We start from the raw sequence: 25,287 nt of genomic DNA on the forward strand, positions 1-25,287 counted from the left end.
CTTCTTACAATACAGATTCTTTTTTCTTTAATACAACATCTGTTAAGCAATCAATAAATGCGTCCGATGCATTTGGCATTTCTGGACGATAATATTTCGCGCCAATTTCATCTGTTACAACTTTACATTCAAAGTCATTGTCATATAGAACTTCTAAATGTTCCGCAACAAATCCAACTGGTGCGTATACGAATGAAGTATAACCGTACTTTTCATTTAATTCTCTCGTTAAATCTTGTACATCTGGACCAATCCAAGGATCTGGTGTGTTTCCTGCACTTTGCCAACCTACTGCATAGTTTGCAACTTCCGCACCTCTTGCAATATAGTCAGCTGTTTCATTTAATTGATCTGGATATGGATCGCCAAGTGCGATGATTTTTTCTGGTAAGCTATGTGCAGATACGATTAATACTGCTTTTTCACGCTCTGCTTCTGACATACCGTTATATATACCTTTCACTGCATCAACCCAGTACTGAATGAACTTCGGCTCTTTATACCAGCTATCAATGCCGTGAATTGTTAAGTTTCCAAGTTTCTCAGCTTCTTCTTGTGCTCGTCCTACATACGATTTCACGCTAAATGTAGAATAGTGCGGCGCCAGAACAAGCGCGATTGCATCTTGTATACCGTCGTTATGCATATCTTTCACCGCATCTTCAATGAACGGTTCAATATGTTTTAAGCCAAGATACATACGGTACTCTACTTCATCTTGTACTTCATTTAAACGCTTCTCTAACTTTTTAGCTTGCTCTAATGTAATAGTAGCTAAAGGAGAAATACCACCAATTGCACGGTAACGCTCTGTTAAATCTTCTAGCATTTCAGGACTTGGCTTTCTTCCTCTGCGAATATGTGTATAGTAACGTTCAATATCTTCTTCTTTATATGGCGTTCCGTATGCCATTACAAGCAAACCAATTTTCTTTTTCATACAGCAATGCTCCTTTACTTCGCTAACTGCCCTTTAGAGTATTCATGAATAAATGTAGTTAAACGTTTTAATGTATCTGGATTTACTTCTGGGAATACACCGTGTCCTAAGTTAAAGATATAACCTGGCTGTTTCATCCCTTGATCTAAAATACCTTTTACATGTTCTTCAATAACAGACCATGGCGCAAGTAAGAATGACGGGTCCATATTACCTTGTACCGCCTTATGAACGCCGCGCGCACGTGCCTCTTCGATCGGTAAGCGCCAATCTAAGCCTACTACATCAAGTGGTAAGTCGTGCCATTCATTTACTAAATGTGCAGCTCCTACGCCGTGCATAATCATTGGTACACCCATCTTACGAACTTCTGCAAAAATACGCTCCATTGCTGGTTTAATAAATACGCGGTAATCTGCTACATTTACTGTTCCAACCCAAGAATCGAAAATTTGAACTGCTTTTGCTCCTGCGTTAATTTGCGCTTTTAAATATGTAATAACCATATCTGCTAGCTTATCCATTAAAGCGAACCAAGCTTTCGGCTCTGCATACATGAACGCTTTCGTATTATGATAATTACGAGATGGACCGCCTTCAATCATATAGCTCGCTAATGTAAATGGAGCTCCTGAAAAACCGATTAACGGTACGTCTAACATTTCTGTCGTTAATAAACGAATCGTATCTAATATGTACGGTACGTCATCTTCTGGATTGATTTCCCCTAGCTTTTCTACGTCTTGTAAAGAACGGATTGGGTTATCAATAACTGGGCCAATACCTGATTTAATTTCTACATCCACACCAATCGCAGGTAGTGGTGACATAATATCTTTATACAGAATTGCTGCGTCTACGTTATATTGATCAACTGGCAACTTTGTAACGTAAGCACATAACTCTGGATTATGTGTAATTTCAAATAAAGAATACTTTTCTTTTATCTTTCTATATTCCGGCTGCGAACGACCTGCTTGACGCATATACCATGCTGGTACATAATCAGTACGTTCCCCCCTACATGCTTTTAAAAATGTCTCATTTATAGTTCTTACCAAGACCCTTGCTCCCTTCCTTGCCAATGCTTTTGCTCTAAATACGTTCTATTCCGATATTTATCTTTTTTTACTATACAGCTTGTAAAAACAAAATGCATAATATTATGTACGTTGTTCATGAAATTGACACAAACATTCTTAAAAACGCTTACTATTTTCACAACATTCTTATTATAACACAGAGAAAAACTATGGTTTAGCTACTTTTGACTTTTCTCCTTCGCGATTTGTTTGTGTGTTATATGGTACAACGTAAAAACTCGGTTTTGAAAAGATGTTAACGAACTTTTCTTCATATTCCCCGGCACCATTTACAGTTGCTACATGCGTATGGACTCCGTTTTCCACTCTATAAATACGATACATAATTCTATCATCTGGAAGTGGTGTCCAGCTTAATTTCGCCTTGAATAAACCGAAAGGGCTAAACGCTAATTTCATTTTCACATCTTCAATCTTGCGCAGCCGAATTGGAGCACCGATTGTTTCCACGCCTTCTGGTTTCATAAACTGCTCTTTCTGTTCTACATTTGCCTTCGTTAAAATTTTCTTAAACAATTTCGTTGCTGATGCACTTTCTCCTTGCAACTGACGCTCTTTATCCGTGCGGTCATAACCAATCCAAACAGCGCCTACTAAATTTGGCGTATAGCCAACGAACCACATATCTCTCGCTCCATTATCGTCATTTGGTAAGGAAGTTGTACCTGTTTTCCCAGCTAACGCCCCGGTATATACACCGGCTTTCGCTGTCCCTTCCTTCACAACTCCTTCTAACATTTTCGTCATATACCATGCCGTTTGTTTCGAGAAAATTTTCGTTTCTACTTTTGGTGATTCTCCAATAACTGCGCCGTGTCTATTGAACACTTTATCAATCACGTGCGGCTCAATAATAGTGCCATTTGCTAAAAACGCACGATACATCTTCACAAGATCAAATGTTGAAACACCATTTTTCAACCCGCCAAGCGCTGTACTTAAACCAGCATCTGCAATATGAACATTGCCTTTCTCTAAATATTGTTTTCCTTCTTCTACCCCTAACTCATTTAATAAAGAAACTGCCGGTACATTTGCTGACTCTAATATCGCATCGTACATCGTCATTTCTTTCGAATACGCATGATTATAATTTCGAGGTTCATACCCTTCAAAAGAATGTCTTTCATTCGTCAATAAAGAATACGGATTATACTTTTTCGTTTCGAGTGCTGGTGCATAGACAATAAGCGGTTTTAGCACAGAACCTGGCTGTCTTTTTGCGAAAACACGATTAAATCCTCTCGGGACGTACTTCCTTCCACCAATCGCCGCTTTAATTCCGCCCGTACGATTATCCATTAATAAAAAAGCACCTTGCGCCCCCTCTTCTTTCCCAGGGAAATTCCGTGCATCTTGAAACTGGTTATATGCTACCTTTTGAATCTTTTCATCCATCGGAACGACAAACGTATATCCTCCGCGAAGTACTTCTTGATGAGACAACCCGTATAAACGTGCTGCTTCATCTATAACCATATCAATATACGGCATATATGCGAGTTCATTCTCGTCTAAGTTTTTATATAGAGCAATCGTCTTTCCTTGATAACGTACGCTCTCTTCGGCAGTCAAATAGCCTTGTTTATGCATCAGTGACAATACGAGATCACGGCGCTCCTTACTCTTTTCTGGAGAGAAATACGGTGAATATCCGTTTGGCGACTTCGGAAGACCTGCAAGCATTGCTCCTTCTTCTACTGTTAAATCCTCTACATTTTTATTAAAATACAACTTTGCTGCTGCTTGAATACCGTAAGCCCCATGCCCAAAATAAATATGATTCATATACATTTCAAGAATTTGTTGCTTCGTATATTTTTGCTCTAATTGAAGGGAGATTGCGACTTCCTTCAATTTCCGCGTAACTGTTTTTTCACGAGTTAAAAAGACGTTTTTCGCTAGTTGCTGCGTAATCGTACTACCGCCCTCTACCTTTTCTCCGGCTAACGTATCTTTATAAAGAGCCCGGAATATAGACGGGTAATCAATTCCTTGATGCTCATAAAAACGAGAATCTTCCACCGCAATAAATGACTGCTGCACGTATTTCGGAATTTGCTCGATTGGTACGAGGTCTCTATTTTCTACGTATAATTTCGTAATTTCTTTCCCTTTCTGGTCAACGATACGTGATGAAGAGTGGAAAACGAGCTGCTTTTCATCCATCATATAACCACCAGCTAATACAATAATTTTATAAAATACAATCGCTAATACAAGCGTTGCTAATCCACCTAATAAAGTCCACTTTACTTTCTTCATACATCGGCCTTCTTTCCAAATGATGGTACATTTATTATTTGAAAAAGAAGTATCTTTATGTATATAATCTTCGAAGTTTTTTACGAGAGTTGATATAATAGAAACAAACATTTAAAGGGGGCATTAAAATGAAGGCTATTATTTCATACGAAACACCTCTAGAACAAGCACATTTCACTGCAAAAAATAATGAAAAAGATATGTTTTATAAAGAAAATACAGAAGAATCTGTAGAAGGCTCTCTTCAGTATGACGTACTAGACGCTGTTGGAGAATTTAAAGGACAACCTGGCTATATCGTTTGTAACAACATTTCTGTCACAGACGAAGGTCGTCCAGTATTTGAAAACCGTTTTAAAAACCGCGCAGGCCTTATTGAAAACGAACCAGGATTCCAAGCAATTCGCGTTCTACGCCCATTAAGTAACGATACATATGTCATCTTAACGATGTGGGAAACGGAGCAAAACTTTAAAGACTGGACAGAATCACGTTCATTCGAAAACGCTCACAAAAAACGCCCTGCGCAAGCAGCAGGACAAGCTCCAGCTCAGGCGCATCCACATGCAGAGCAGCAGAAGAGTATTTTCTCTCGCCCGTCATTTGTGACTACTTTTGATGTGTTAGTTTAAGTTTTTTTGTACTGTAGTTCCTCCAGGGATACGGTACATGAAATTATAACGGCGATTTTTCGAATATATCGGCGCAACTCAAATTATATCAGCGATTTTTGAGATATATCGACTTATCGACAAATCACGACACAAAAAAGGAAACACCCTCACGCACCGGTGTTTCCTTTTTCTTTGTACCAATTATATATACGAAGCGCATCTTCTTTTCTCATATGCTTCACTTTATATTTATGTCCCGCTACCGCTACGGCAGCTGTACATAGCTCATCTTTCTTTTGAAAATACGATTGATTGTATCCTACTGCTTGAACATGCCTTCTTCGCATGATTCCTGTATATTTTGCCAGGCCGCGGTATACCATGACTAACTGATTGTCTCGTATCATATATCCACCACTTTTATATCGGGCGTATGCAAGTAACGTAAATATGATAAATAGTGGTATTAAAGTGAACAACGCCATATTTTGTTTAAAATATACACTCGCACCGACGATCGGCAGTGCAAGCACGGTACTTGTAATCCAGCCCATTATTACGTAACGGCGTAATGCAGCCTTCGGTAATTGAACGATTTCCGCTTCCGTTTCATACGGCAACTGCAAATATGTAAGTAACTGCTGGACATCTTTTTTCTTCATAAAAGGATGTAACATCACTTCATGCCCTGCTGCTTCTATACTTTGAATAACTTCTACTTCGACAGAACAATAACCGAAAGGCTGGCGAAGAATTCCTTCTTTCACCGTAATTGCTTGAATGCGGTGTAATTTTAAAACAAACTCTTTTTTATCAAATAACCCTTGTACGATGCGAATTTCATTTCCTTTTCGCTCTATTTTAAAGTTCGCATATTTTAACGCATAGCCCGCTGTTGAAATGACCCACGAGATCGCCATTAAAATCGCGGCCATAACGATTAATTCATATACACCGTTATCCATCACATACGCTTCTACTTTATTGATGAGCCATTCTGGTAGAAATTGATTAAACTCTGTGTAAATGATGACTAACATAGAAAACACTAATCCGAATCTACCAGATGTAATAGAGGCGAATAAAATTTCTTTCGCTGTTAACTGATAAACCGTCTGACTATCTTCTTCCGTAGGCGCCTCTTCACTCACTACACTTCTCTCTTTATGTAATAAAGAGGTCAATTCCTTCGCTTCCTCTTCTCTAATACCAGCTAACATCACTTCCGGCTCAGTACCGCCGCCCGCTACTTCTATGTTTAATTTCGTCAGTCCAAGCACTTGATAAATGATGTTAGAAGATGTACTAATATTTTGCACACGTTCTCTATTTAAGTAACTTTCTTTCTTTACAAAAACGCCGTGTTTAATATGTAAAATATTATTTTCAACCCAGTACACTTTGAAATACCATTTTATAGCTGAGAAAATTGCCATAATAAATAATATGGCCAAAAGGACAAGATGAAAGATATACCAAGGTTTTACTTGGCCATCTGATTTAAATAGAACAAGAAAAATAAAAGGCAATAAACCCGCAATTCGAATACCTAATAAGATTGTGATCGGATGTTGCCTTTTATACATCCTCATCACTCACTTTCGCAAGTTCTCCAATTTGTCTTTTCAGCTGCTCTGCTTCTTCTTTCGTTAAGCCTGGAATACTATGAGAAGTTGCTGCTGTTGAAATATGTAATTCTGCTAAATTATACTTTCTCATAATTGGTCCTTGTTCAATCGTTACGTGCTGCACGCGCATCATCGGAATAAGTACGCGTTTTACAACGAACATTCCTTTTTGAATCTCAATCTCTTCTTCATTTAATCTGTAACTATAATAGCGTTGACGTAAATTTGGAAACACGAAATAATCAAGCGGGATAAATAGAATAGCACCTGTTACTAACAAACCAAACAACCAACCCCACCAATTAAAATTGATCATAAAAAAGAAATATGCAATTACGACTGCTAGTATAACTGCCGCCCCAATTAAAGCATGAATTCTCCACACTTTCAGCATATTAGAATGAATCTCCCTTTCTAACGGCTGCATCTCATCACTCCAATTATATGAATTTATTATTTATATTTTAGTTGGTATATACATATTTGTAAAATTATCCCGCGTTAACGGGCAGTAAAACTCCCAAAAATTTTCAGCTGGAGCAAAGAAGTTAGGTGGGCGTTGGGCTGCCCATAAACGTCCGATTGGTGAGGACTAATAATCAGTGGGGGTGAATCTTCCCACTGATTAAAGTTTCACTTTATAGTTTTCTACATCGTATCAATCATTTCTTTAAAACTCCCTTCATTAATGGAATACACTTGAAACTGAATGTAATCTATTTCATTCATATTCGGACGGGCATATGGCAAAATGTTAAATTTAGAAGCAGATCTTCCCAACATATCTACAATCATTAGAGAAACGTCAATATATTCGAAATCTACACGGAATACTACTGCTTCTTCCGTAAATTCATACTCTTTAATCGCATCATATGATTTATTTGCACTAATTAACATTACTTTTAATAGTTGGTTCAAATTTTCTGGTTTAAAATTAATCATATACGCAACTCCTTTTTTAATAAAACACTATAAAAACAGTGTAATCTTATCATTTCATAGCTTTACACATCAATGATGTAAAAAATAAAGCTAGTTTTTTATAAATTTTTTGATATAATTACATACGGGAAACGGGAAGAATTTTGTCTTCCCTTGTGTTTTTATTTGCATCTAGTACTTTTGCTAGATGCTTTTTTTTATGCTAACAAAACTTGAAAAGATACCCTCAAAATATAACTAAATAAAAATAGCTGTTAAAATTGAAAGAACAATTTTAACAGCTATTAATTTAACATTACGCAGACTAGTCACTCCTATAATAGTTGGAGTTTTAACTAATATTGGTACGTTTCTCCAGCTGTTGTCATTAAAGTAACAGAACCATTAAATTTAACATGATAATCTACAATATGTGTTATATGAGTTTCCTTATTCTCATATATTCTACCACCGTAGCCTTGTTCTGTATTCATACCTGAATCTGGCATAATTCTTATATCTGCTTTACTTAATGGATTACCTGCTAAATATTTCTCTAATGCTTTCCTTACATAAGGTATTGCTTCCTCATCACTTTTTATATCAACTTGTTTTTGTTCTTCAACTTGCTTTTTCTCTTCAGCACGTTTTTGCTCTTCAGCCTGCTTTTTCTCTTCAGCTTCTTTTTGTTTCTTTTCACTCTCTATTTTTGTAAGTTCCATATCCACTGTCGCCATTAATTGCGTAGCTTTTTGATTATGATCTTTTAATTTCTCATTTGTTGCTGTTTCTTGCTGAACAGTACTTAATAGTTGCTTAGCCTCATCTAAAGATTTATTATTTATTAGTTCTTGCGCTTGAGATAATTTGTTATTGTACGTATCCAAGGTGTCCTTATTAGACTTTAGCTCGCCTTTCATTTTTTTAGCATCTTCTTTAAGGGAGCTTATACCACCTTTAGTTTCCACTACTTCTCCAAAAAGCTTATTCGCTTCATCCCATTTCTGCTCATCCTTTGCCTTCATTGCATCCATCCATTTTTTAGTTTGTGTATGCAAAACCTTTGCTTCGTCACTTTTTTCATCTAATGCTAAACTAAATGATGCCAACGCCTTGTCATACTCCTTATTAGCTAGTGCCAATTTCCCTTGTTCTATTGCCTTTTCAGCTGTCTTATCCCCACATGCAGCTAATAAAATAAAACATGAACATATAATTCCTAAAACTCTAAGCTTCATAACTCTCTCTCCCCTACTATTATGAATATATCTTCTAACTTAATAATCATACCATTATTGTATATCATTATATAAATTTTACAATTTTGATTACTCACTTTAAATGATACATTTATAATTTCTGCAAGCTTTTTATCGATAGAAGCTTAGATGATTATAAGCAAACATAATAAAAGCTGAATTAGATACAATTTCAAGTTTCAGCACATCTCTAGGATGAACGATGCTTCCATTTAAACTTCCTACATGACGTATTACAATCATTATAAATACCAATGGAAATAAAAAAAGATGACCTCTGTTGAATACAGAAATCATCCTCTTTATATTGATAACCTTTTCTCAAAATGTCCTTTACAAAGGGTACAGATTCATCGTGTACTTTCCATCAATTTAGTGCAGTTCAACGATTGTACCATCTTCGAATACTTTAAATACACCAGTAAATCCTGGTCCACCTGCACCTTCTATTTTATATGTCGTATGCACTCTAATTTGATAATATTTCTTTCCATTCTCTACTTGCGTATTCTCTAGCGTGTAATCATAGTCTTCTTTATATTCATTTTTAATATATGCTTTAGCTTTCTCAAAAGTAAATGCATTTTGATTCTTTCCTGTTTCTACTTTTTGGTTCTTTTCTGTCTCAGTTTTGCCATTCTTTTCTGTTACTACCTTCTGATTTTTTTCTGCCTCAGTTTTTTGGTTCTTTTCTGTTGCTACCTTCTGATTCTTTTCTGTCTCAGTTTTTTGGTTCTTTTCTGTTGCTACCTTTTGATTTTTTTCTGCCTCAGGTTTTTGAGTCTTTTCTGTTGCTACCTTTTGATTCGTTCCTGCATCAGTTTTTTGTGCCTTTGTCGCTGCCGTTACATTCTTTGCAGTTTTTTCTTCTTCATTCATTTTAGTAACTAACCCTACCGCTTTTTTATTATATTCTTCAAGTTTTTTGTTATCTTTTGTTTCTGCAACTAGCTTATTTAATATTTCTTTCGCTTCTGCATAATTTTTCTTACTTATTAACTCTTCACTTTTCGTCAATTGCTCACTATACTTCTTGTTTTGCTCTAAGATGGCTAGTAATGCTGTTCGTTCTTCCTTTGCTTGTTTTACAAGCGTAGTATTTCCATTCTGCATGTTCTCTACTTTTTCAAATGACTTAATTGATTCTTCTACCTTTGTTTCTTCTTTTAACTTCACTGCTTCAATCATTACTTTCGTTTGTTCTACAAGCACCTTTGCATCTGCATCGTCTTTTTTCTCATCTAGCGCTTTTTCAAATGATGATAAGGCATTTTTATATTCTTTATTCGTTAACGCAGTCTTTCCTTCATCCATTGCTTTGTCAAAATTCCCATTGCTACATCCAGCTAACATTAAAAACGTAAGTCCAATTACCATTAATAACTTTTTCATTTTTTCTCCTCCTATATATCCCTAAAACAATAAATAACAGCATATGTATAAAAGTCTGTGTAGTAATTAGACTGAAAATAAAGATGTACTTTGTGTGTGGGAAAGGAAGTACATTTCATTTACTATCATTACTTAAAACTCCTAAATAGTTGGTAGTTGGTTTTCTTCTTCTTTTAAAGACAGAAAGGAATTTTAATCATGTGCGTAAAGATCTCACCAGACTCTTTACTACACACACTCTTATACACATAGAAAAACTATTTTTAGGTTGTTATCTTTCAGCTTTACTTTTTCCCTTTTTGTAACATACCGAAAAACAAAAGAAAACAATCCGTAACATAAGTTACGTTTTGTAACTATTATGTAACACAAATGTAACATAAGGTTTTTAAATATACAATAGTTTTTTTACATTATTTTCCCCTATCTATATTTTCAGAAAACAATAAACTTCCAATCCTTAGTGTAAATAAGGATGCAAAGGATCTCTCCTCACTATCATCAAGTTGAAAAACAAACAGTACTCTGAAACAAAAATTCCTTACGCTAAACAAAGTTAAATAAAAAAGCCAACTTCTTTACATGAAAAGAAATTGACCTTTTATTTTATTCACGTTAATCCCTATGTATTAAAAAATTTATTTATTAGTCTCAAAAAACTACAAACAACCGTTTATGGAATCTTCCTAACGTATCGTAAATCCAAATTTTTAATGAAATAATCCATTAGCGTTTGAGATTAACAAAAAAGCCTACTAATGAAAGTAGACTTTAAATAATGCCGTATAAATTATATTTTTTTAGATTATCAAATTAATAATTTGTCAATTCATTTTCAGGAGTTTGAATAATAACGGGATTTTTCCCGGGATCAATCCATCTTAAAATATCAATCACATTTTGTTTATCTACACCTGTACACCCTTCTGTCCATGAAGTAGAGACGTGGAAGAAGATTGCGCTTCCTTTGTATGGTGTACGTGATTCCGTATTATAATTAATTACGAATCCATAATCATACGCTGGGATATACATATTTTCAGCTGACTTCCATCTACCTCTTACAGGCTTTTCCTGCAGTGTATTATAGTATGGGGATGTAGAATCATCTACCCAGACATGATTTGGTGTTAAATGAATAAAGGGAAGTTTCGTACCAGGATTTCCTTGTCTACCGAAAGCCGAGCCAATGGTGTATTTTCCTCTTGGCGAACTCATACCACTCTCACTCATCTCAACTGCAAAACCTTTTTTCCCAATATATCCAATTATACTCTTTTGCTCTCTCCATTTCCCATTTAAATTTTCAAATGTACGAATTTGAGCTTGATTTGTATGATAGCCTTTTGTTGTAACTAAAATAACCTGTTGATTATTTTGGATCGTTTTTAGGTTGTCGATTACTGTTCTAGATTCATTCGTATTCATCCATTGAAGACCAGAACCAGTTCTTATACGCAACCACGTACCTCTTTCTTCCACTACTGTCACCGTTTGCGCTGTATATTTTAACAGTACATTCGCTGAGTCCGCTGGATAATCGTATGTGAAAAAATCTCTATTAATATGAATTCTTTTCTCATTTAATAAAATCCATTTGAACCCTTGATTTGTATGGATTTTAACCCAGCCATCTCCTCTTTCTTCATACACTGTTACAGTTTGTGGTGTACATTCAAAAGCGATTCCTGAAGATAATGAGGCATCGTGATAAGCAAAGAAAGATTTAGACATCTGAATTTGTTTACGCTTGAATTCTTTATCTTTTGAAGTATCTGTTCGAGCGACTAAACTTACTGTTTCAGCACGAGTAATCGTTTGATCAGGCTTCCAATTATCATCACCGTATCCACTTGAAATGCCTAATTCAACCAAGATGTTTACATGTTTCTCGCTCCAGCGCCCTTTTAAGTCGTTAAATACTGTTGGAGGATTCCCGGTCACTTTCTCTTGTAATTTATATGCATTTACTAACATAGAAGCCATCGCGCCTCGCGTTAGCTTTCCATTCGGATTAAACTTCCCGTTCCCCTCTCCTTTAATCACACCCGCTTTTTCTATAGCCGCAATATACGGAGCTGCCCAGTGCCTTTTTGAGTCATCAAAAGTAGGCGTTGCCGATTCATCGACAGGAAGGTTCAATATTTTCGCCATCATTGTTGCGGCTGCGCCTCTATCTATCTCTAAATTTGGTGAAAATGTACCGTCAGGCATACCTGACAATACATTTTTATTTATAAGATAGTCTACTGATGGCTTTACCCAATCCGGAACATCAGGGAAACTACTTGGAGCTGCTTGCACTTCATTCTTCGTTACATTTTCCATTTCAGCTAAAGAACTTGAAGAAATAGAAAGAGATCCTACCGCAATCATACCTATCACTGCTATTTTTATTAGCTTCATACGTATATATGTTCTCCTCTTCTTAATTAAACTAACTCGTAGTACCATTGTGATTCATTTCACAAAAACCATCATAATGACAGATCACACAAATGTTAATTATAACCTTTTACCTTAAATATTCCAATAACAATATAAAAAGAAATAACGTACTAATAGTTTACTATTTATATTAGAAGCAAAAAAATAAAGCTAGTTTTTTATAAACTTGATATAATCACATATAGAAGATGAAAGATTTTCATTTGTGCCTAGTTCTATTGCTACATGCCATTTTACATAGTCTCGGGGGATAATAATGAAGAAATTTACTATTAGCTATATAGCATGTTTACTAGCTTTCTCTATTGTTGTAAATGTTCCGCAGTATATACGCGTTCCAAATTATGCGGATTCATGGGGACCGATTTGGTTATCTATTATTATGTTTTCAATTCTTGGAAGTATTCCTGTTCTTATCGGTTGTTTAATAGGTGAATTTTGTTATAGAAAAATAAAAGGAAGTCACGAATTAAAAATCGGTGTTCCTTTATTTATAGTGTTAGGTATTACTTACAATCATTTACTCTTTATGTGGTTTAACCAAAGAGATTTGCTATCCCTTTATTTAGAAGCTTTTCTGGATACTGGCCTTCCTATTACCGTATCATCTGTACTGTTTTATCTTGTCAGACGGCGTTAATTCTTTATTTATATTTACTACATAAAAAATGTTATTACTCCTGTTACATCGAGTAATAACATTTTTATTTCAAGCTATTTAACAAATTCGCTTCCAACTAGCATCCTTCACATCTTCACTAGTCGGCTTTCTAACTAATTTCACAGAACATTCATCACAAGCACCAAATGCAATGAAGTTTTGCTGTGCTTGTCTTAACGAGACTTCATTTGCCCCGCCTTCAAAGTCAGGATCATTAAACTGAACCTCATCATCTTCCCAATAACATATATTACAAATTTCATATGTACCTGGTGGTTTTTCTTCTATTGTTTTATATCCGCAGCACGGACATGTGTATTTCATTATTTCACTCCATTATTAACTTGTTTTTTCTCCCATATATTCCGCCCTATAAAGAATGTAATAGCGCAAATCATAGTTATTATCATGAAAGTAATATTAGAATCTTCATATGTAGTTGGAATTCCAACCGTTACGGAAACAATACTACAAGCTAAAAGTAAATATAATAATAAAGATATAATATAGCTTAGTTTAAATCGTACAATGATACCTCTAAACAATAGTTCACCAAGTAGACAGCCACCTAAAATGATAGGCACTCCGAAATACAATGTAAGGACTCCCATTTGCGCAGTAGATTGAATTATCTTTCCAATTATGTTCGGCGAAGTCATCTCATCATTTCTTCCCATCCTATCAAATAAATCAAGTGCCGTTACTGAAATAAAGAAACTTAATATAGAAAATGAATACGGTATTAAAAATTTGCTCACTCTCATTCACCTCACTTTCCCTTCCCCATATATTATTCATTATTTTCACATACAGTGAAACTTTAATCGGTGGGGGATTTTTCATCCCCCACTGATTATCAGCCCTCACCAATCGGGCTTTTACGGGCAGCCCGACCCGCACCTAACTTCTTTGCTTTTGCTGAATTTTGAGGTGGGGATCTTACTGCCCGTTAATGCGGGATAAAAAAATAGCCCGCCTTCCGCAAAAGACGAGCCATTCTATTTAATCCTCACTTAATTTCTTCTTATACCAATCCTGCATTCTCTCCGCGTCTTCTACTCTCGTATGCTCTAATTTATAATTCGATGATGCATTAGAGAACTTATACGTACATAAATTTGCACGGCGCTGGAAATATGATTGTGTCTTTTCCATTGATTGGACGTGTCTTCTTCTAACAAGTCCTGTATATTTTCCGACGCTGCGATATACAAGCGTAATTTGCTCTCCGTTTACACTGTAACCATTCGTTTTAAATGTTGCGTATCCAAGTGTAAAGATGAGGATCGCGAGCGGAATTAATGCCCACATGATGAAGTGCTTTTCAGAGTATATACTTATTCCAATAAGCGGGATTGCTAGCATTGCGAAAAAGATGAAACTATCAATGAGATAGCGGCGTAATGCTGCTTTTGGTAATGAAATAATGTTTGTATTTAGTTCGTATGGTAATTGTAAATGTGCGAGTAACTGTTGTACGCGATCTTTTCGAATGATAGGATGCAGTGTAACTTTTTCTTTCTCGTCACCCAGTCCTTTACTTTGAATGACTTCTACTTGCACAGCACAATAACCGAATGGCTGACGTAACATACTTTCTTTTATCGTAATCCCTTGAATACGATGCAATTTTAGTACGAGTTCTTTTTTCTCAAGTAATCCTTGCGAAATGCGGACTTCATCATTTCTTCGATTCACTGTGAAATCTCCATGTTTTAACGCGTAACCAATTGTCGATATAACCCACGAAAGGACGATCAAAATGGCTACCATGAAAATCCAGCCATATATATCATGTTCCATTACATACGACTTTACGCCATTCTCTATCCATTTTGGAATGTACTCATCTACTTGGTGGTACACGAAAAAGATTAATGAGAATAATAGTCCAAACTGACCAGATGTAACAGATGCTAATAAAATTTCTTTCCAAGTTAATTTGTATTCTGTCGCTTGTTTTTCTTCTGTAACGATTTCTTTTTCGACTACTTTTTCTGATGTATCTTCTGCTTTCACTTCTGGAGTTGGCTCATTTAGCATTGCAATAAGCTCTGTTGCCTCTTCTACTGTAATACCAGCTAAGCTAACTTCTGCATCATCGCCTCCGCCAGCTGTTTCAATCTGAATTCTCTTTAAACCGAGCATTTGATATAACACGTTAGAACTTGTGTTAATCGTTTGCACACGTTCTTTATTTAAATAGCTCTCCTTCTTCACAAAGAGCCCTTGTTTCACATGTAATACGTTATTTTCAACCCAATATGTTGTGTAATACCATTTTTCAAACGCTGAAAAAACGGTGAGTAAACCGAATGCAGCAGGAATTAAATACCAAAACGGAAACTTTCCATTCAAACTAAACATGAAAATAATGAGTGGTATAAAATCTGTTATTTTTAATTCTAATAACATCGTGATTGGATGCTGCCTCTTATACATCCTCATCACTCACTTTCGCCAATTCTGCGATTTTCGTTTTCAACATTTCTGCTTCATACATCGTTAAGCCTGGGATGCTGTGAGAAGTTGCCGCTGTTGAAATGTGTAATTCTGCTAAGCCATATTTTCTCATAATTGGCCCTTGTTCAATCGTTACGTGCTGTACACGAATCATCGGTACTAATACACGCTTTACGACGAAAAGACCGTGCTGAATTTCAAGTTCTTCTTCATTTAGTTGATAGCTATAATAGCGCTGACGAAGTTTCGGGAATACGAAGTACTCCAATGGCGCTAGTGCAACCGTTAAGCCGATTAACACGTACAAAATCCACGCCCACCAATCAAACTTTATCATGAGGAAAAGGTAAGCTAAAATAACGAGGATACCAATCCCTTCTTCAATGACAGCACGAACTTTCCACACCTTGACCATGTCAGGGTGAATTTCATTCTTCAATGGATCCATGTAACCACTCCAAATCTAGTAATCTAATATATGAATACTCTCAAATTATATTTTACATAACTTTACAGGGAATTGAAATTCAATCTTCTTTCTTCTCGGGAATAAAATATCCGAACCAAAGTAGCCAAATGAAACCGATTAGCTTCATCCAACTTCCATCCGCTTGAAAAGCTTCTATCATGCCTGGAATTTTATACACTCCAATGAACCCAAGAAAACCGAGCCACCAGTTTTTTTGCATTTTCACTTTTATTCCTCCTTCATTACGTTTTTCACGTTTTGAATCCAAATTTCTTTATACTTTAACTCGAATCCCATCAGCATGTAATTACTCATATTATCGATCACAAGCGCTAACGTATGAGCATTTTCTTCCGTTGCCTGTTGTGACACAACGTCAAGTTCTACACCTTTCTTCAATAAATCGTGGAAACCATTTAAGAAATCTTCTTGTATTTCAAATAAGCGTTTCTGATACTTTTCATTTCGCGCCGCAGTTACGATAAATTCATTTATAACGCGTAATATTCCTTCTTGCCCTTCATACTCAGACAACATATGTAAACCATCTGCGATTAACTGTTCTGCAAAGTTTTCTTTCGTATAGCGTTCTTTATCGAAATAACTAGCGAAATGATAACCAGAAAAAATCTCTTCAAATAAAAAATCAACTAACGCTTCTTTAGAAGAAAAATGATAATAAATAGCCGGTTTTGAAATACCTACCTCTTTCGCAATCATGGAAAGGCTCATCTTCTCAATGCCGTGCTCTGCCATGAGTTTAAATGATGCCTCTACAATGTTTTGCGATGTTTGTAAATTTTTTGTCATACTGTACCTCACTTATTTTTACTTACCGGTCGGTAAGTGAATTATAAAATGAAACGAAATGATTTGCAAGTTAGTTAACGCTACGGAAGGAATTTATTGGTAAATATAGAAAGGTATAAAGTAAAAGCAACATATAACAATAAGGAGGATATTCCTATGGGACTTGGTGGTAAAGGTGGTAGTGGTGGCACTGGCGGCGGTGAAGCTGGACAAGATGGTAAGGGCGTTAGTAGCGGTTATATAGTACTCATTGTGCTCTTTATCGTCTTGATCGTAGCTGGAGTCAGCTATGGTGGACTTGGTTTTTAACTTTCATCAGTAATGGTAGGCAAAATAGAAAGCACTGGCTGTATTAATGGCCAGTGCTTTCTATTTTCGGCATTCTTATACATCATGTTTGTTTCATTATTGATCATCTACAATAATATACGCTGTCCGGATTGGTCCATGTACACCTACGACAAGGTTCATTTCAATATCTGCGCTATTTGATGGACCAGAAACGAAATTCACACAAGCGGGCAGTTTTTCTCCTGATGTATTTTGATCATGGATCATTTTTGTAGCTTGGGTTAATCTTGGCACGATCGTACTTTTAGGAACGATTGCAATGTACGACTCTGGAAGAAGGCTAACATGTCTTCCCTTTAACCCGTCATTAAATAGTACAACGGTTCCTGATTCTGCCAGGGTCATATCACTGAACGTAATGCCAAGGTCAGCAGCTTTCGCAAATGCTATGTCCTCTTCTTTATGATCCGATCCCCAAATACGAAAATGCGTTGTGCCTTCACTGTTGAAAAGTGGAGTAAGGCCGTACTCATGAAAGCGCTCATCGTTCGCATACATTGCGGATTTAATATTCCATTCTTTTAGTAAAGATTGAAATGTTTCAACTAGATTTTCCTTCGTTGTTCGCTTTACTTCTGTATGAATGACTTCGCAGTGCTCCATTAACTGTACTACAAGTTCGTCTTGCGCGAGTCCGTCAAAAACAGTCCACTGCGGGGCAAAAGACCATTTCGGCTTTTCCACTGCTTCTGGACGTTTCCTACCAAGCTTTTCTGATAATTGGAGTAAAAATTCCTCACGATTTTGGATGGCCATCATCGTTCTCCTTTACGTGTTTTTCAAACCACTTTCGAAACGGTTGTTTTTTCGGAACCGGGAAATCTCTCGCATCTGTCCAAGCTTTTAACGGCCCAATGCCACGCTCGATTTTATCACCTTTCGCAAGAGGTTTTAATGCATACGGAGCGCTCTTCGCCGCAAAAGAAAATAAGCTAGGACTCTTCACTACTTTTTCAAAACCTTTCATAGCCGCATTCCAAGCTACAGGTGATCGTTTTTCTTCTACAATGCGGCTGCGATGTTTAATTAATAAGTCGTGTAACGGGATTTTCACTGGACATGCTTCTGTACACGCACCACAAAGGCTAGAGGCATAAGGTAAATCCTTATATTCATCATATCCCCCTAAAAGCGGTGTTAACACAGCTCCAATTGGCCCTGGATAAATGGAGCCATATGCATGTCCACCAATATGCCTGTATACAGGACACACATTAATGCATGCTGCGCAGCGAATACACTGTAGGACACTTTGGAATTCTGTCCCTACAATATCAGAACGACCATTATCCACAATAACTAAATGAAATTCCTCAGGTCCATCTGTCCCGCCAGGCTCCGTTAATCCTGTAATATAACTTGTTAACTTTTGTCCTACAGAACTTCGGCATAGAAGTGTTACTAAAACATCAAGCTCTTCCCATGTCGGAACAATACGCTCCATTCCCATAACTGTAATTAACGTTTTCGGAAGTGTCGTAGTAAGTCTTGCATTTCCTTCGTTTGCTACGATAGAAATGGACCCAGACTCTGCAACTGCAAAGTTACATCCAGTCACTCCTATATCTGCCGCGAAGAAATCATCTCGTAAATAGCTTCTTACAAACCTCGCCATTTCCGTAGGGTCAGATGTTCCAGTGTAATTTAACTTTGTTTTAAATATTTCACAAATATGTTCTTTATCTTTGTGAAGGCACGGAACAACAATATGTGACGGCGGATCGTGGTCGTTCACTTGTAGAATAAATTCAGCAAGATCTGTTTCTAACACTTCCGCTCCAGCTTCTTCAATTGCCTCATTCAAACTAATCTCTTCCGTTACCATCGATTTTGATTTCACAATTTTTTTCGCGTTTTTCTTTTTTACAATCTCTTTTACATATTCCCTTGCGTCTTCGGCCGTCTTTGCAAAATAAACAAAACCACCGTTTTTCTCAATATTCTCACTCAGCTCATATAAATAATAATCAAGGTTTTCTAATGTATGCTTTCGAATTTCTTCTCCTAAAGCTCGCCATTCTTCCCAATTCCCAAGACTCTCAGTCGCTTTTAATTTCTTGCCCCTAAGACCATCTTGTGCTTTCCTAACAGCCTGTCGCATAAATTGATCACCAATACCGGTTGCAGTACGTTTATGAAAGGGATCGTTCCCGATTTTCATTCCCATCTTTATTTCCCCCTCTTATTTTCGGTCTTCATTTAATACTTGAGCGATATGTTTTACATCAATTGGATAGCCATTTCGTGTTAAACGTCCTTTTATATTCATTAGGCAGCTACAATCCATCCCAATTAACAAGTCCGCACCGGTTTCCATAATATGCTTTACTTTTTCATCGACCATTTGTTCAGAGATTTCTGGCATTTTCACTGAAAATGTTCCTCCAAATCCGCAGCAATCATAATTATGTGGCAACGAAACAACTTCTAGTCCCTTGACGCATTTTAATAATTTTTGTGGTGGTTCTTTAATTCCCATTAATCGGCTCATATGACACGATGTATGAACCGTTGCTTTTTTATGAAGCTCCGCACCTAAGTCTTCTTTCCCTAATACTTCAACGAGAAATTGTGTAAATTCATACGTTTTATTCGCAAGCTCCGTCGCTTTTTTCTTCCACTCCGCTTCACTGTCAGAAAATAAGCTAGAAAACTCGTGAACCATCATCGCGCACGAACCCGATGGTGCCACAACATATTCTGAACTAGAAAAGACTTCAATCATATGTTTTGCAGCTGTTTTTGTTTCTTTCACGTACCCGCTATTATAGGCAGGTTGTCCGCAGCAAGTTTGGCTTTTAGGAAAATCAACTTCACAGCCTAAATCTTCAAGAATTTCGACGACATCACTTCCGACCTCTGGATAAAAAACATCTGCCACACAAGTGATAAAAATTGATACTTTCATATTTGCACCCCTACATACAATAAAATAAGCTCAAGTAACTCTATTTGTATATTATTGGTAAAAAGATAAAAAATATGAATAGAAATATGAAAAAAAGACTCTCAAATTTGAGCATAGTCATCAACTTTAAAAATGCATTGTTCTTAAAACGAAAAAACGAGTTGAATTCACATAAATAACTGTAAAAAAATTAAAAATTTTGTTTAGGGGGTACTTAAAGACCTTAGCTTGATAGGCATGTGACGGTGCCTCATGCTCACCAAGCTAGTTAGTGTCTGTTAAGTAAACCTTATGGATTTGTATATCTCATCCATCCACTTTCAGATTGTTTCGCTTTATACTTCCCATAAGACAGAAGCTTCATTGCCGAGCGATTGGCCGCATGAAAAACCAAGTTCAGCCTCCATTCTTCCTCCATTTCACTAGGTGGTGGATTCATAAAAAAACGCCATCCTTTCTTATGATTCTACAGAAAGAATAGCGTTTTTTTCATTTTAGGGGATTTTGTTCAACTGGAAAAGATACCCGAAATATTAAAATATCTTTGGCTAGATAACCACCTTTACACTGATTCCACCATCGCTCTACTGAATATCAAGTTCACTGCAATCACGATGACTGCACCGATAAGGGTTGCCAATACACGGTCGAACAGAATGATAAACTGGAACGGCTTGCCGGCTTCCATGATCAAAATAATGAGCGGAATCATGGTTGCAGAGTATACAAGATAATTTCGAACCTTTAGAAGAGGTCGAACACCTGCGAATAGTCCGATACTTATAACTACCCCCCAAATTGGTAGACTAGTTGCGAGAAGCAAGCTCGCAACAATCACGCCGATTACTGTGCCAAGCACTCGTTGCGTTGTTTTGATTGGAAAGAGTTCTATTTTCCGCTGAGTAAGGATCGCTACGGTAATTGCAATCCAATAGAAGTGGTGCTCGGGCCAAAGTATTCGCAATCCCTCAGCTATACCTAGACATAATGCGAGCCTGATTGGGAATTGCCAACCGGATAGGTGTGAAAGAGAATTCCGCCATAGAATGATTTTTTTCGATATTGGCCCTTTCACATCTCCATCTAACGATGATTTATAACAACGGTGTACCCAGATGCCTAGCACCAAGCTGATACTGACGGTCCAAATCGCCCCTGCTAAGATTGAAAAAATTAGTTCCATCCTGTACTCCGTCTGGTCGACCATGTTGAGGATGATGATCAGGAATATGACAAAGCGTGTTGTTGCCACCGCCAAGGCACGACTATATCCGCCAATTAACGCAGCAAGGCTTACTAGCAGGATCAAGACTCCAAATGTCAGATAGCCATGTCCGAAAGAGAGAACAGCAGCAATCGCAGCGAGCACTACTGATATTAGCGCTGATGCCAACTTTTTTCCGTGATTTATAAAACTCGAACCGACTTTCACGCTACTGACTGCCAAACTGCCGACCGATGCAGCAAAACCAAGAGCGGGATAGCCTAGAACTGTGGCGAACAGAACAGGTCCAGCCATACCTATGCCGGCGGAAATGAGTTCTACTATTTCTACCTTGGCCTCCTTAGACCAAGAAAACACTTGAGCCCTATATGTCTTTACATTCATCTATAGCACCTCTTCCGACCCAAAGAGTAGGGTATACAGTTTAATAATAGGCTCTTTCTTTAATCCATGGACATGTGGTGATACCTATATCCACCAAGCTAATATTTTGAAGTATCCCCAAAATGAAAATTTTATCTTTCCAGAGTTATTTATAATAATTCAGCTCATTTTTTTCGATATGGGGAAATGCCAATTTCTTAAGCTGCTGGCGATGTGGCGAGACCCTACTTATAAGTAATTGATTAGAGGTGGTACAGATATTGTTATGGTTTAATAAGATTTCCGTAAATATATTATAGAAACTGCGCTCCATTCCTTCATTCGACAGGGAATAATAAGTATAAAAAAGAAGGCATCCTAACTGTGGAAGTTAGGATGCCTTCTTTCTTATAAAGCAAATCAATTTCTATTAAGCAATCGCATACGATAACAATTCATCGTCACTTCTCCGAGTCTTTGCAGTAATTGATAGTTCGCATATGCGCCGACTGGGGCACCGATTATTGGTACAAGCTGAAGCATTTTGGCTAAATCGATATAGTCTCGGTACTCTGTTTGGAACTTTTCCCAGTCCATATGATTTTCTTCTTCTGTATCCCACGTTTCAATTGCTTTCCATATTTCTTTACGGTGGTCGTCACTGGAAAAGGCAAGCTGGAAAACGTGAAGGATAAAAAGGCGCTCTTCTTTATCGCTCGTATCAAATCCGTACAACGTTGCTGCATCGAATAAAAATTTAATTTTAATGCCGAGTAAAAGCGGAAAGTCAGCAAGGCCAAGGAGAATACCGCCTGCTCCCGTCCCTGCTCCTTCTGCCGCTGCTATTTTTTTGTACTCATCCATTTTTTTACGTACTTCATCGTCTCTTCTTTGCAATGACCAATTCGTCTCTTTTAATTTCGGCTTTATAACGTTTGATCCAGCACTAATCGTTTGCACCATCATCCGAATCGTTTCCGTTAATACTTTTTGCACTTTCGCCGGAATAAGCTGTTGTACTTTCGTCTGCACTTTCTTAGAGAACCGTGTCATCATAGAAGAATCTTTCATGAATGTAGCTTTCCACTGCTCCAATTCTTTTATAACCTTCTCTTCATATGTAATCATAGGTTCATTCCCTTCAATTTAAACGCTCAATACGTTTCGCCCCGTATTGATAAACGAAACCGATACTAAATACTATGCTTGCGACTAATAAAATGCCCGTCATCATGAAATCTTTCGTCGCAAGGGCGAATATAACTGTAAATACAACGCTGCCAATAATAAGAATTGCATTTAATAAAGTAAGAAAATCTTTCTTCTTCTCTTCTCCCCCGACCGGGTACAAATCAAGCCAAATCTTCATGCGGTGATGCTTCCATAAAGTTAATAGCTGATAACCGATTAAGTATAGGAAAATAAAGCTTACGATAAATCTTCCATATAAAAATGGAATGAAGTAAAGAATAACTCCGCCAAGAGCAAGCAGGCGTACATACAAGCCGAAATAGTTACCAGATCGTAAAAACGTTCTCGTATATAAGTATAAATATGTACGCTTTTCACCAATCATCGAAAGGATGAAATCAAGCCATTTTCTACGTGCTACTCTTTCTTTTAATGCTGGTACATCAACGAACATGTTCGCGATGCGGTACAGCAGCATCATTTTCTTACCTTCTTCAGAAATTAAATATTCCCAGTTTAGCGGCTTTCCCTTCACCATTTGATGCAGTACTACGAGGTATAACACCATGAGAAGGACGATTCCGCCAATAAACATAACGGAAGTACGTTCTACAAGGAAATACACAAATAAGCCGTTTAAAATAAAACGAATGAACCAATCAGCTCTTTGTATATTTTGATCTGTTAAAAATGATTTTTCCCACGCGACGAATAAGTTCCACGCTTTTACAATGACAAACGCGAGTACAATCCATATGTAGGCCGCTCCTGTTTGCTTCATTTGCTGGAAGTATAACGGGGCAAGCGCTGCTGCAACGATTGCGATTATGTATAACTGAATCATAAACGTAAAGAGAAATGCCTTTGTGAAGTAAGGTTTTAACTTTTCTTCAACGGGCAGCAAGTAAACGAGATCCGCTTCTTTTAATAACGTTTGAATGGATCCAGCCGTTAATACGAGACCGAGTAACACTGCCATAACGAGCGCCGCCTCAAACGAAGGTGTTAACGTTTGTAACCATTGCTGATAATAATACGCTCCTGCGCCGATGATAAATACGAAAATAAATTTCAAATGATCATTAAATACGTATTTACTATATGTACGAACTTCTTTTAGAAAGTGACGAAATCGTTCTTTCCATAATGCTGTGCTATTCATAATCTTCTTCCTTCGTTAATGCAATATAAATATCATCTAGCGTTGCACCTGGCATATTAAACTGTGATTGCAGTTCAGATAATGTTCCCATCGCTCTTACTTCACCTTGATGCAAAATAATGAACGAATCACAATAACGCTCTGCCGTCGCTAAAATGTGTGTACTCATTAAGATTCCCGCACCACTCTTTTTCATTTGATCCATCATTTGAAGGAGTGATTGAATTGCTAATGGATCAAGCCCAACGAAAGGTTCGTCCACAATGTAAAGAGAGGGCTCCACTAAAAACGCACTCATAATCATTACTTTTTGTTTCATCCCTTTTGAGAAATGAGATGGAAACCATTTTAAACGATTTTTCATACGAAACTCTTGTAATAGTTGTCCTACACGTTCTTCGTATTGTTTTTCATCGACACCGTACGCCATCGCTGTTAACTTCAAATGTTCTTCTAGCGTTAGCTCATCATATAATACTGGTGTTTCTGGGATGAACGAAAAACTAGAACGGTACGCTGTCATATCATCACGAATTGTTTTCCCATTAATTGTGACAGTTCCTTTTTTCGGTTCCATTAAACCGATAATATGTTTAATCGTCGTACTTTTACCCGCTCCATTTAAACCGATTAAGCCGACAAGTTCGCCTTTATTCACAGAGAACGAAACATCTTTTAGTACAGGTCGTTTCGTATATCCTCCTGTAACATTTTCTACACGCAATAACTCGCTCATACGACACCACTTTCTTCATTAGTATTCATTCTATATTCATCTTACCAAAAATAGCGCTGTACTACATAGTATCGATGCCCTCAAAAAAAAATTTAAATTTGTTCGCATATATTTTTACGAAAGCGGACATCATAATTAAGGAAGAAGGAACACATTGAAAAAGCAACCACCAATTGATGAGTACAACAACATAGTGAAGTCATCATGAAATGGGGTGTCCATGTTGGACAAAGAAATTTACACATAACCAGATCATTTGTTTCATTTTAGAAACGGGGTGTCTCTGAAAGAGCATATACTGTTTTAAAAAATAAACAATTTCCCTTTATAAAGATTGCAATTCATTTCACTTGAAAATGGGGTGTCTACGGCAGA

Annotated in this window: 27 protein-coding genes and 1 pseudogene; 4 read left to right on the plus strand and 24 right to left on the minus strand. The window is 37.0% G+C overall.

Annotated elements, in window-relative coordinates:
- Positions 1–4: 4 nt before the first annotated feature.
- From hemH to AABL52_RS21475, 3 genes are all read right to left on the minus strand, one after another.
- On the minus strand, positions 5–940 hold the full coding sequence (gene hemH, locus AABL52_RS21465; protein WP_000726794.1) for a ferrochelatase: 936 nt from the start codon (positions 938–940) through the stop codon (positions 5–7).
- Between the two features lie 14 nt (positions 941–954).
- On the minus strand, positions 955–2,001 hold the full coding sequence (hemE, locus tag AABL52_RS21470) for a uroporphyrinogen decarboxylase (protein WP_000252605.1): 1,047 nt from the start codon (positions 1,999–2,001) through the stop codon (positions 955–957).
- A gap of 189 nt (positions 2,002–2,190) precedes the next feature.
- On the minus strand, positions 2,191–4,308 hold the full coding sequence (locus AABL52_RS21475) for a transglycosylase domain-containing protein (RefSeq protein ID WP_341518367.1): 2,118 nt from the start codon (positions 4,306–4,308) through the stop codon (positions 2,191–2,193).
- 128 nt (positions 4,309–4,436) lie between these two features.
- On the opposite strand from AABL52_RS21475, the gene hmoB reads away from it, so the two are divergent.
- Complete coding sequence (hmoB, locus tag AABL52_RS21480; RefSeq protein WP_341518368.1) at positions 4,437–4,940, plus strand: heme-degrading monooxygenase HmoB; 504 nt, start codon at positions 4,437–4,439, stop codon at positions 4,938–4,940.
- Between the two features lie 149 nt (positions 4,941–5,089).
- Here hmoB and AABL52_RS21485 read toward each other — a convergent pair whose 3' ends face one another.
- The 5 genes from AABL52_RS21485 to AABL52_RS27165 all read right to left on the minus strand — a co-directional run bounded on the left by AABL52_RS21485 (position 5,090) and on the right by AABL52_RS27165 (position 8,976).
- Complete coding sequence (locus AABL52_RS21485) at positions 5,090–6,508, minus strand: PH domain-containing protein (RefSeq protein ID WP_341518369.1); 1,419 nt, start codon at positions 6,506–6,508, stop codon at positions 5,090–5,092.
- On the minus strand, positions 6,501–6,977 hold the full coding sequence (locus AABL52_RS21490) for a PH domain-containing protein (protein WP_048554087.1): 477 nt from the start codon (positions 6,975–6,977) through the stop codon (positions 6,501–6,503). The genes AABL52_RS21485 and AABL52_RS21490 overlap by 8 nt, the downstream gene beginning before the upstream one ends.
- A gap of 221 nt (positions 6,978–7,198) precedes the next feature.
- Entirely contained in the window at positions 7,199–7,495 is a 297-nt protein-coding gene (locus AABL52_RS21495; protein ID WP_341518370.1) for a protoporphyrinogen oxidase, read from the minus strand.
- 335 nt (positions 7,496–7,830) lie between these two features.
- A complete protein-coding gene (locus tag AABL52_RS21500; protein ID WP_144660098.1) occupies positions 7,831–8,712 on the minus strand; it encodes a hypothetical protein in 882 nt (293 codons plus the stop codon).
- A gap of 132 nt (positions 8,713–8,844) precedes the next feature.
- On the minus strand, positions 8,845–8,976 hold the full coding sequence (locus AABL52_RS27165; RefSeq protein WP_423250468.1) for a JAB domain-containing protein: 132 nt from the start codon (positions 8,974–8,976) through the stop codon (positions 8,845–8,847).
- Between AABL52_RS27165 and AABL52_RS21505 the strand changes: the two are divergent.
- Positions 8,956–9,036, plus strand: a pseudogene (locus AABL52_RS21505) (IS3 family transposase); the annotation flags it as partial. The gene AABL52_RS27165 and the pseudogene AABL52_RS21505 overlap by 21 nt on opposite strands.
- Before the next feature lie 69 nt (positions 9,037–9,105).
- Here the strand turns inward: AABL52_RS21505 and AABL52_RS21510 are convergent.
- Together AABL52_RS21510 and AABL52_RS21515 are read right to left on the minus strand one after the other, a co-directional pair.
- Positions 9,106–10,125 (minus strand): hypothetical protein, encoded by a 1,020-nt coding sequence (locus AABL52_RS21510; protein WP_341518371.1) that lies wholly within the window; start codon positions 10,123–10,125, stop codon positions 9,106–9,108.
- A gap of 813 nt (positions 10,126–10,938) precedes the next feature.
- On the minus strand, positions 10,939–12,531 hold the full coding sequence (locus AABL52_RS21515; protein WP_341518372.1) for an S-layer homology domain-containing protein: 1,593 nt from the start codon (positions 12,529–12,531) through the stop codon (positions 10,939–10,941).
- Between the two features lie 298 nt (positions 12,532–12,829).
- On the opposite strand from AABL52_RS21515, the gene AABL52_RS21520 reads away from it, so the two are divergent.
- Positions 12,830–13,213, plus strand: coding sequence for a hypothetical protein (locus tag AABL52_RS21520; RefSeq protein ID WP_341518373.1), 384 nt, complete (start codon positions 12,830–12,832; stop codon positions 13,211–13,213).
- 78 nt (positions 13,214–13,291) lie between these two features.
- Here AABL52_RS21520 and AABL52_RS21525 read toward each other — a convergent pair whose 3' ends face one another.
- From AABL52_RS21525 to AABL52_RS21550, 6 genes are all read right to left on the minus strand, one after another.
- Positions 13,292–13,558, minus strand: a complete 267-nt coding sequence (locus AABL52_RS21525; RefSeq protein WP_341518374.1) for a CPCC family cysteine-rich protein — start codon at positions 13,556–13,558, stop codon at positions 13,292–13,294.
- Complete coding sequence (locus AABL52_RS21530; RefSeq protein ID WP_341518375.1) at positions 13,558–13,992, minus strand: hypothetical protein; 435 nt, start codon at positions 13,990–13,992, stop codon at positions 13,558–13,560. Before AABL52_RS21530 ends, AABL52_RS21525 begins: the two co-directional genes overlap by 1 nt.
- A 244-nt stretch (positions 13,993–14,236) precedes the next feature.
- Complete coding sequence (locus AABL52_RS21535; protein ID WP_341518376.1) at positions 14,237–15,676, minus strand: PH domain-containing protein; 1,440 nt, start codon at positions 15,674–15,676, stop codon at positions 14,237–14,239.
- Entirely contained in the window at positions 15,669–16,145 is a 477-nt protein-coding gene (locus AABL52_RS21540; protein WP_000371354.1) for a PH domain-containing protein, read from the minus strand. The genes AABL52_RS21535 and AABL52_RS21540 overlap by 8 nt, the downstream gene beginning before the upstream one ends.
- Before the next feature lie 79 nt (positions 16,146–16,224).
- Positions 16,225–16,392, minus strand: coding sequence for a hypothetical protein (locus AABL52_RS21545; protein ID WP_000783815.1), 168 nt, complete (start codon positions 16,390–16,392; stop codon positions 16,225–16,227).
- Positions 16,393–16,394: 2 nt separating this feature from the next.
- Positions 16,395–16,976, minus strand: a complete 582-nt coding sequence (locus AABL52_RS21550; RefSeq protein WP_341518377.1) for a TetR/AcrR family transcriptional regulator — start codon at positions 16,974–16,976, stop codon at positions 16,395–16,397.
- A 156-nt stretch (positions 16,977–17,132) separates the two neighbouring features.
- On the opposite strand from AABL52_RS21550, the gene AABL52_RS21555 reads away from it, so the two are divergent.
- Positions 17,133–17,285, plus strand: a complete 153-nt coding sequence (locus AABL52_RS21555) for a sporulation protein YjcZ (protein ID WP_341518378.1) — start codon at positions 17,133–17,135, stop codon at positions 17,283–17,285.
- 96 nt (positions 17,286–17,381) lie between these two features.
- On the opposite strand, the gene AABL52_RS21560 is transcribed toward AABL52_RS21555, so the two are convergent.
- The 8 genes from AABL52_RS21560 to ecsA form a co-directional block, all read right to left on the minus strand.
- Complete coding sequence (locus AABL52_RS21560) at positions 17,382–18,083, minus strand: LutC/YkgG family protein (RefSeq protein WP_341518379.1); 702 nt, start codon at positions 18,081–18,083, stop codon at positions 17,382–17,384.
- Positions 18,064–19,494, minus strand: coding sequence for a LutB/LldF family L-lactate oxidation iron-sulfur protein (locus tag AABL52_RS21565; RefSeq protein ID WP_016089003.1), 1,431 nt, complete (start codon positions 19,492–19,494; stop codon positions 18,064–18,066). Before AABL52_RS21565 ends, AABL52_RS21560 begins: the two co-directional genes overlap by 20 nt.
- Positions 19,495–19,509: 15 nt before the next feature.
- On the minus strand, positions 19,510–20,235 hold the full coding sequence (locus tag AABL52_RS21570) for a (Fe-S)-binding protein (protein WP_016089004.1): 726 nt from the start codon (positions 20,233–20,235) through the stop codon (positions 19,510–19,512).
- A 289-nt stretch (positions 20,236–20,524) separates the two neighbouring features.
- Entirely contained in the window at positions 20,525–20,674 is a 150-nt protein-coding gene (locus tag AABL52_RS21575; protein WP_016089005.1) for a hypothetical protein, read from the minus strand.
- A 123-nt stretch (positions 20,675–20,797) separates the two neighbouring features.
- Entirely contained in the window at positions 20,798–21,844 is a 1,047-nt protein-coding gene (locus AABL52_RS21580; RefSeq protein WP_016089006.1) for an FUSC family protein, read from the minus strand.
- Positions 21,845–22,243: 399 nt separating this feature from the next.
- Positions 22,244–22,951, minus strand: a complete 708-nt coding sequence (gene ecsC / locus AABL52_RS21585; protein WP_341518380.1) for an ecs operon protein EcsC — start codon at positions 22,949–22,951, stop codon at positions 22,244–22,246.
- A gap of 13 nt (positions 22,952–22,964) precedes the next feature.
- Positions 22,965–24,176, minus strand: a complete 1,212-nt coding sequence (gene ecsB, locus AABL52_RS21590; protein ID WP_341518381.1) for an ABC transporter permease EcsB — start codon at positions 24,174–24,176, stop codon at positions 22,965–22,967.
- A complete protein-coding gene (gene ecsA / locus AABL52_RS21595) occupies positions 24,169–24,912 on the minus strand; it encodes an ABC transporter ATP-binding protein EcsA (RefSeq protein WP_001292604.1) in 744 nt (247 codons plus the stop codon). Before ecsA ends, ecsB begins: the two co-directional genes overlap by 8 nt.
- Between the last annotated feature and the right edge of the window lie 375 nt (positions 24,913–25,287).

Origin of the sequence: Bacillus paramobilis, from assembly GCF_038096195.1 — a bacterium.
Lineage (GTDB): Bacteria > Bacillota > Bacilli > Bacillales > Bacillaceae_G > Bacillus_A > Bacillus_A mobilis.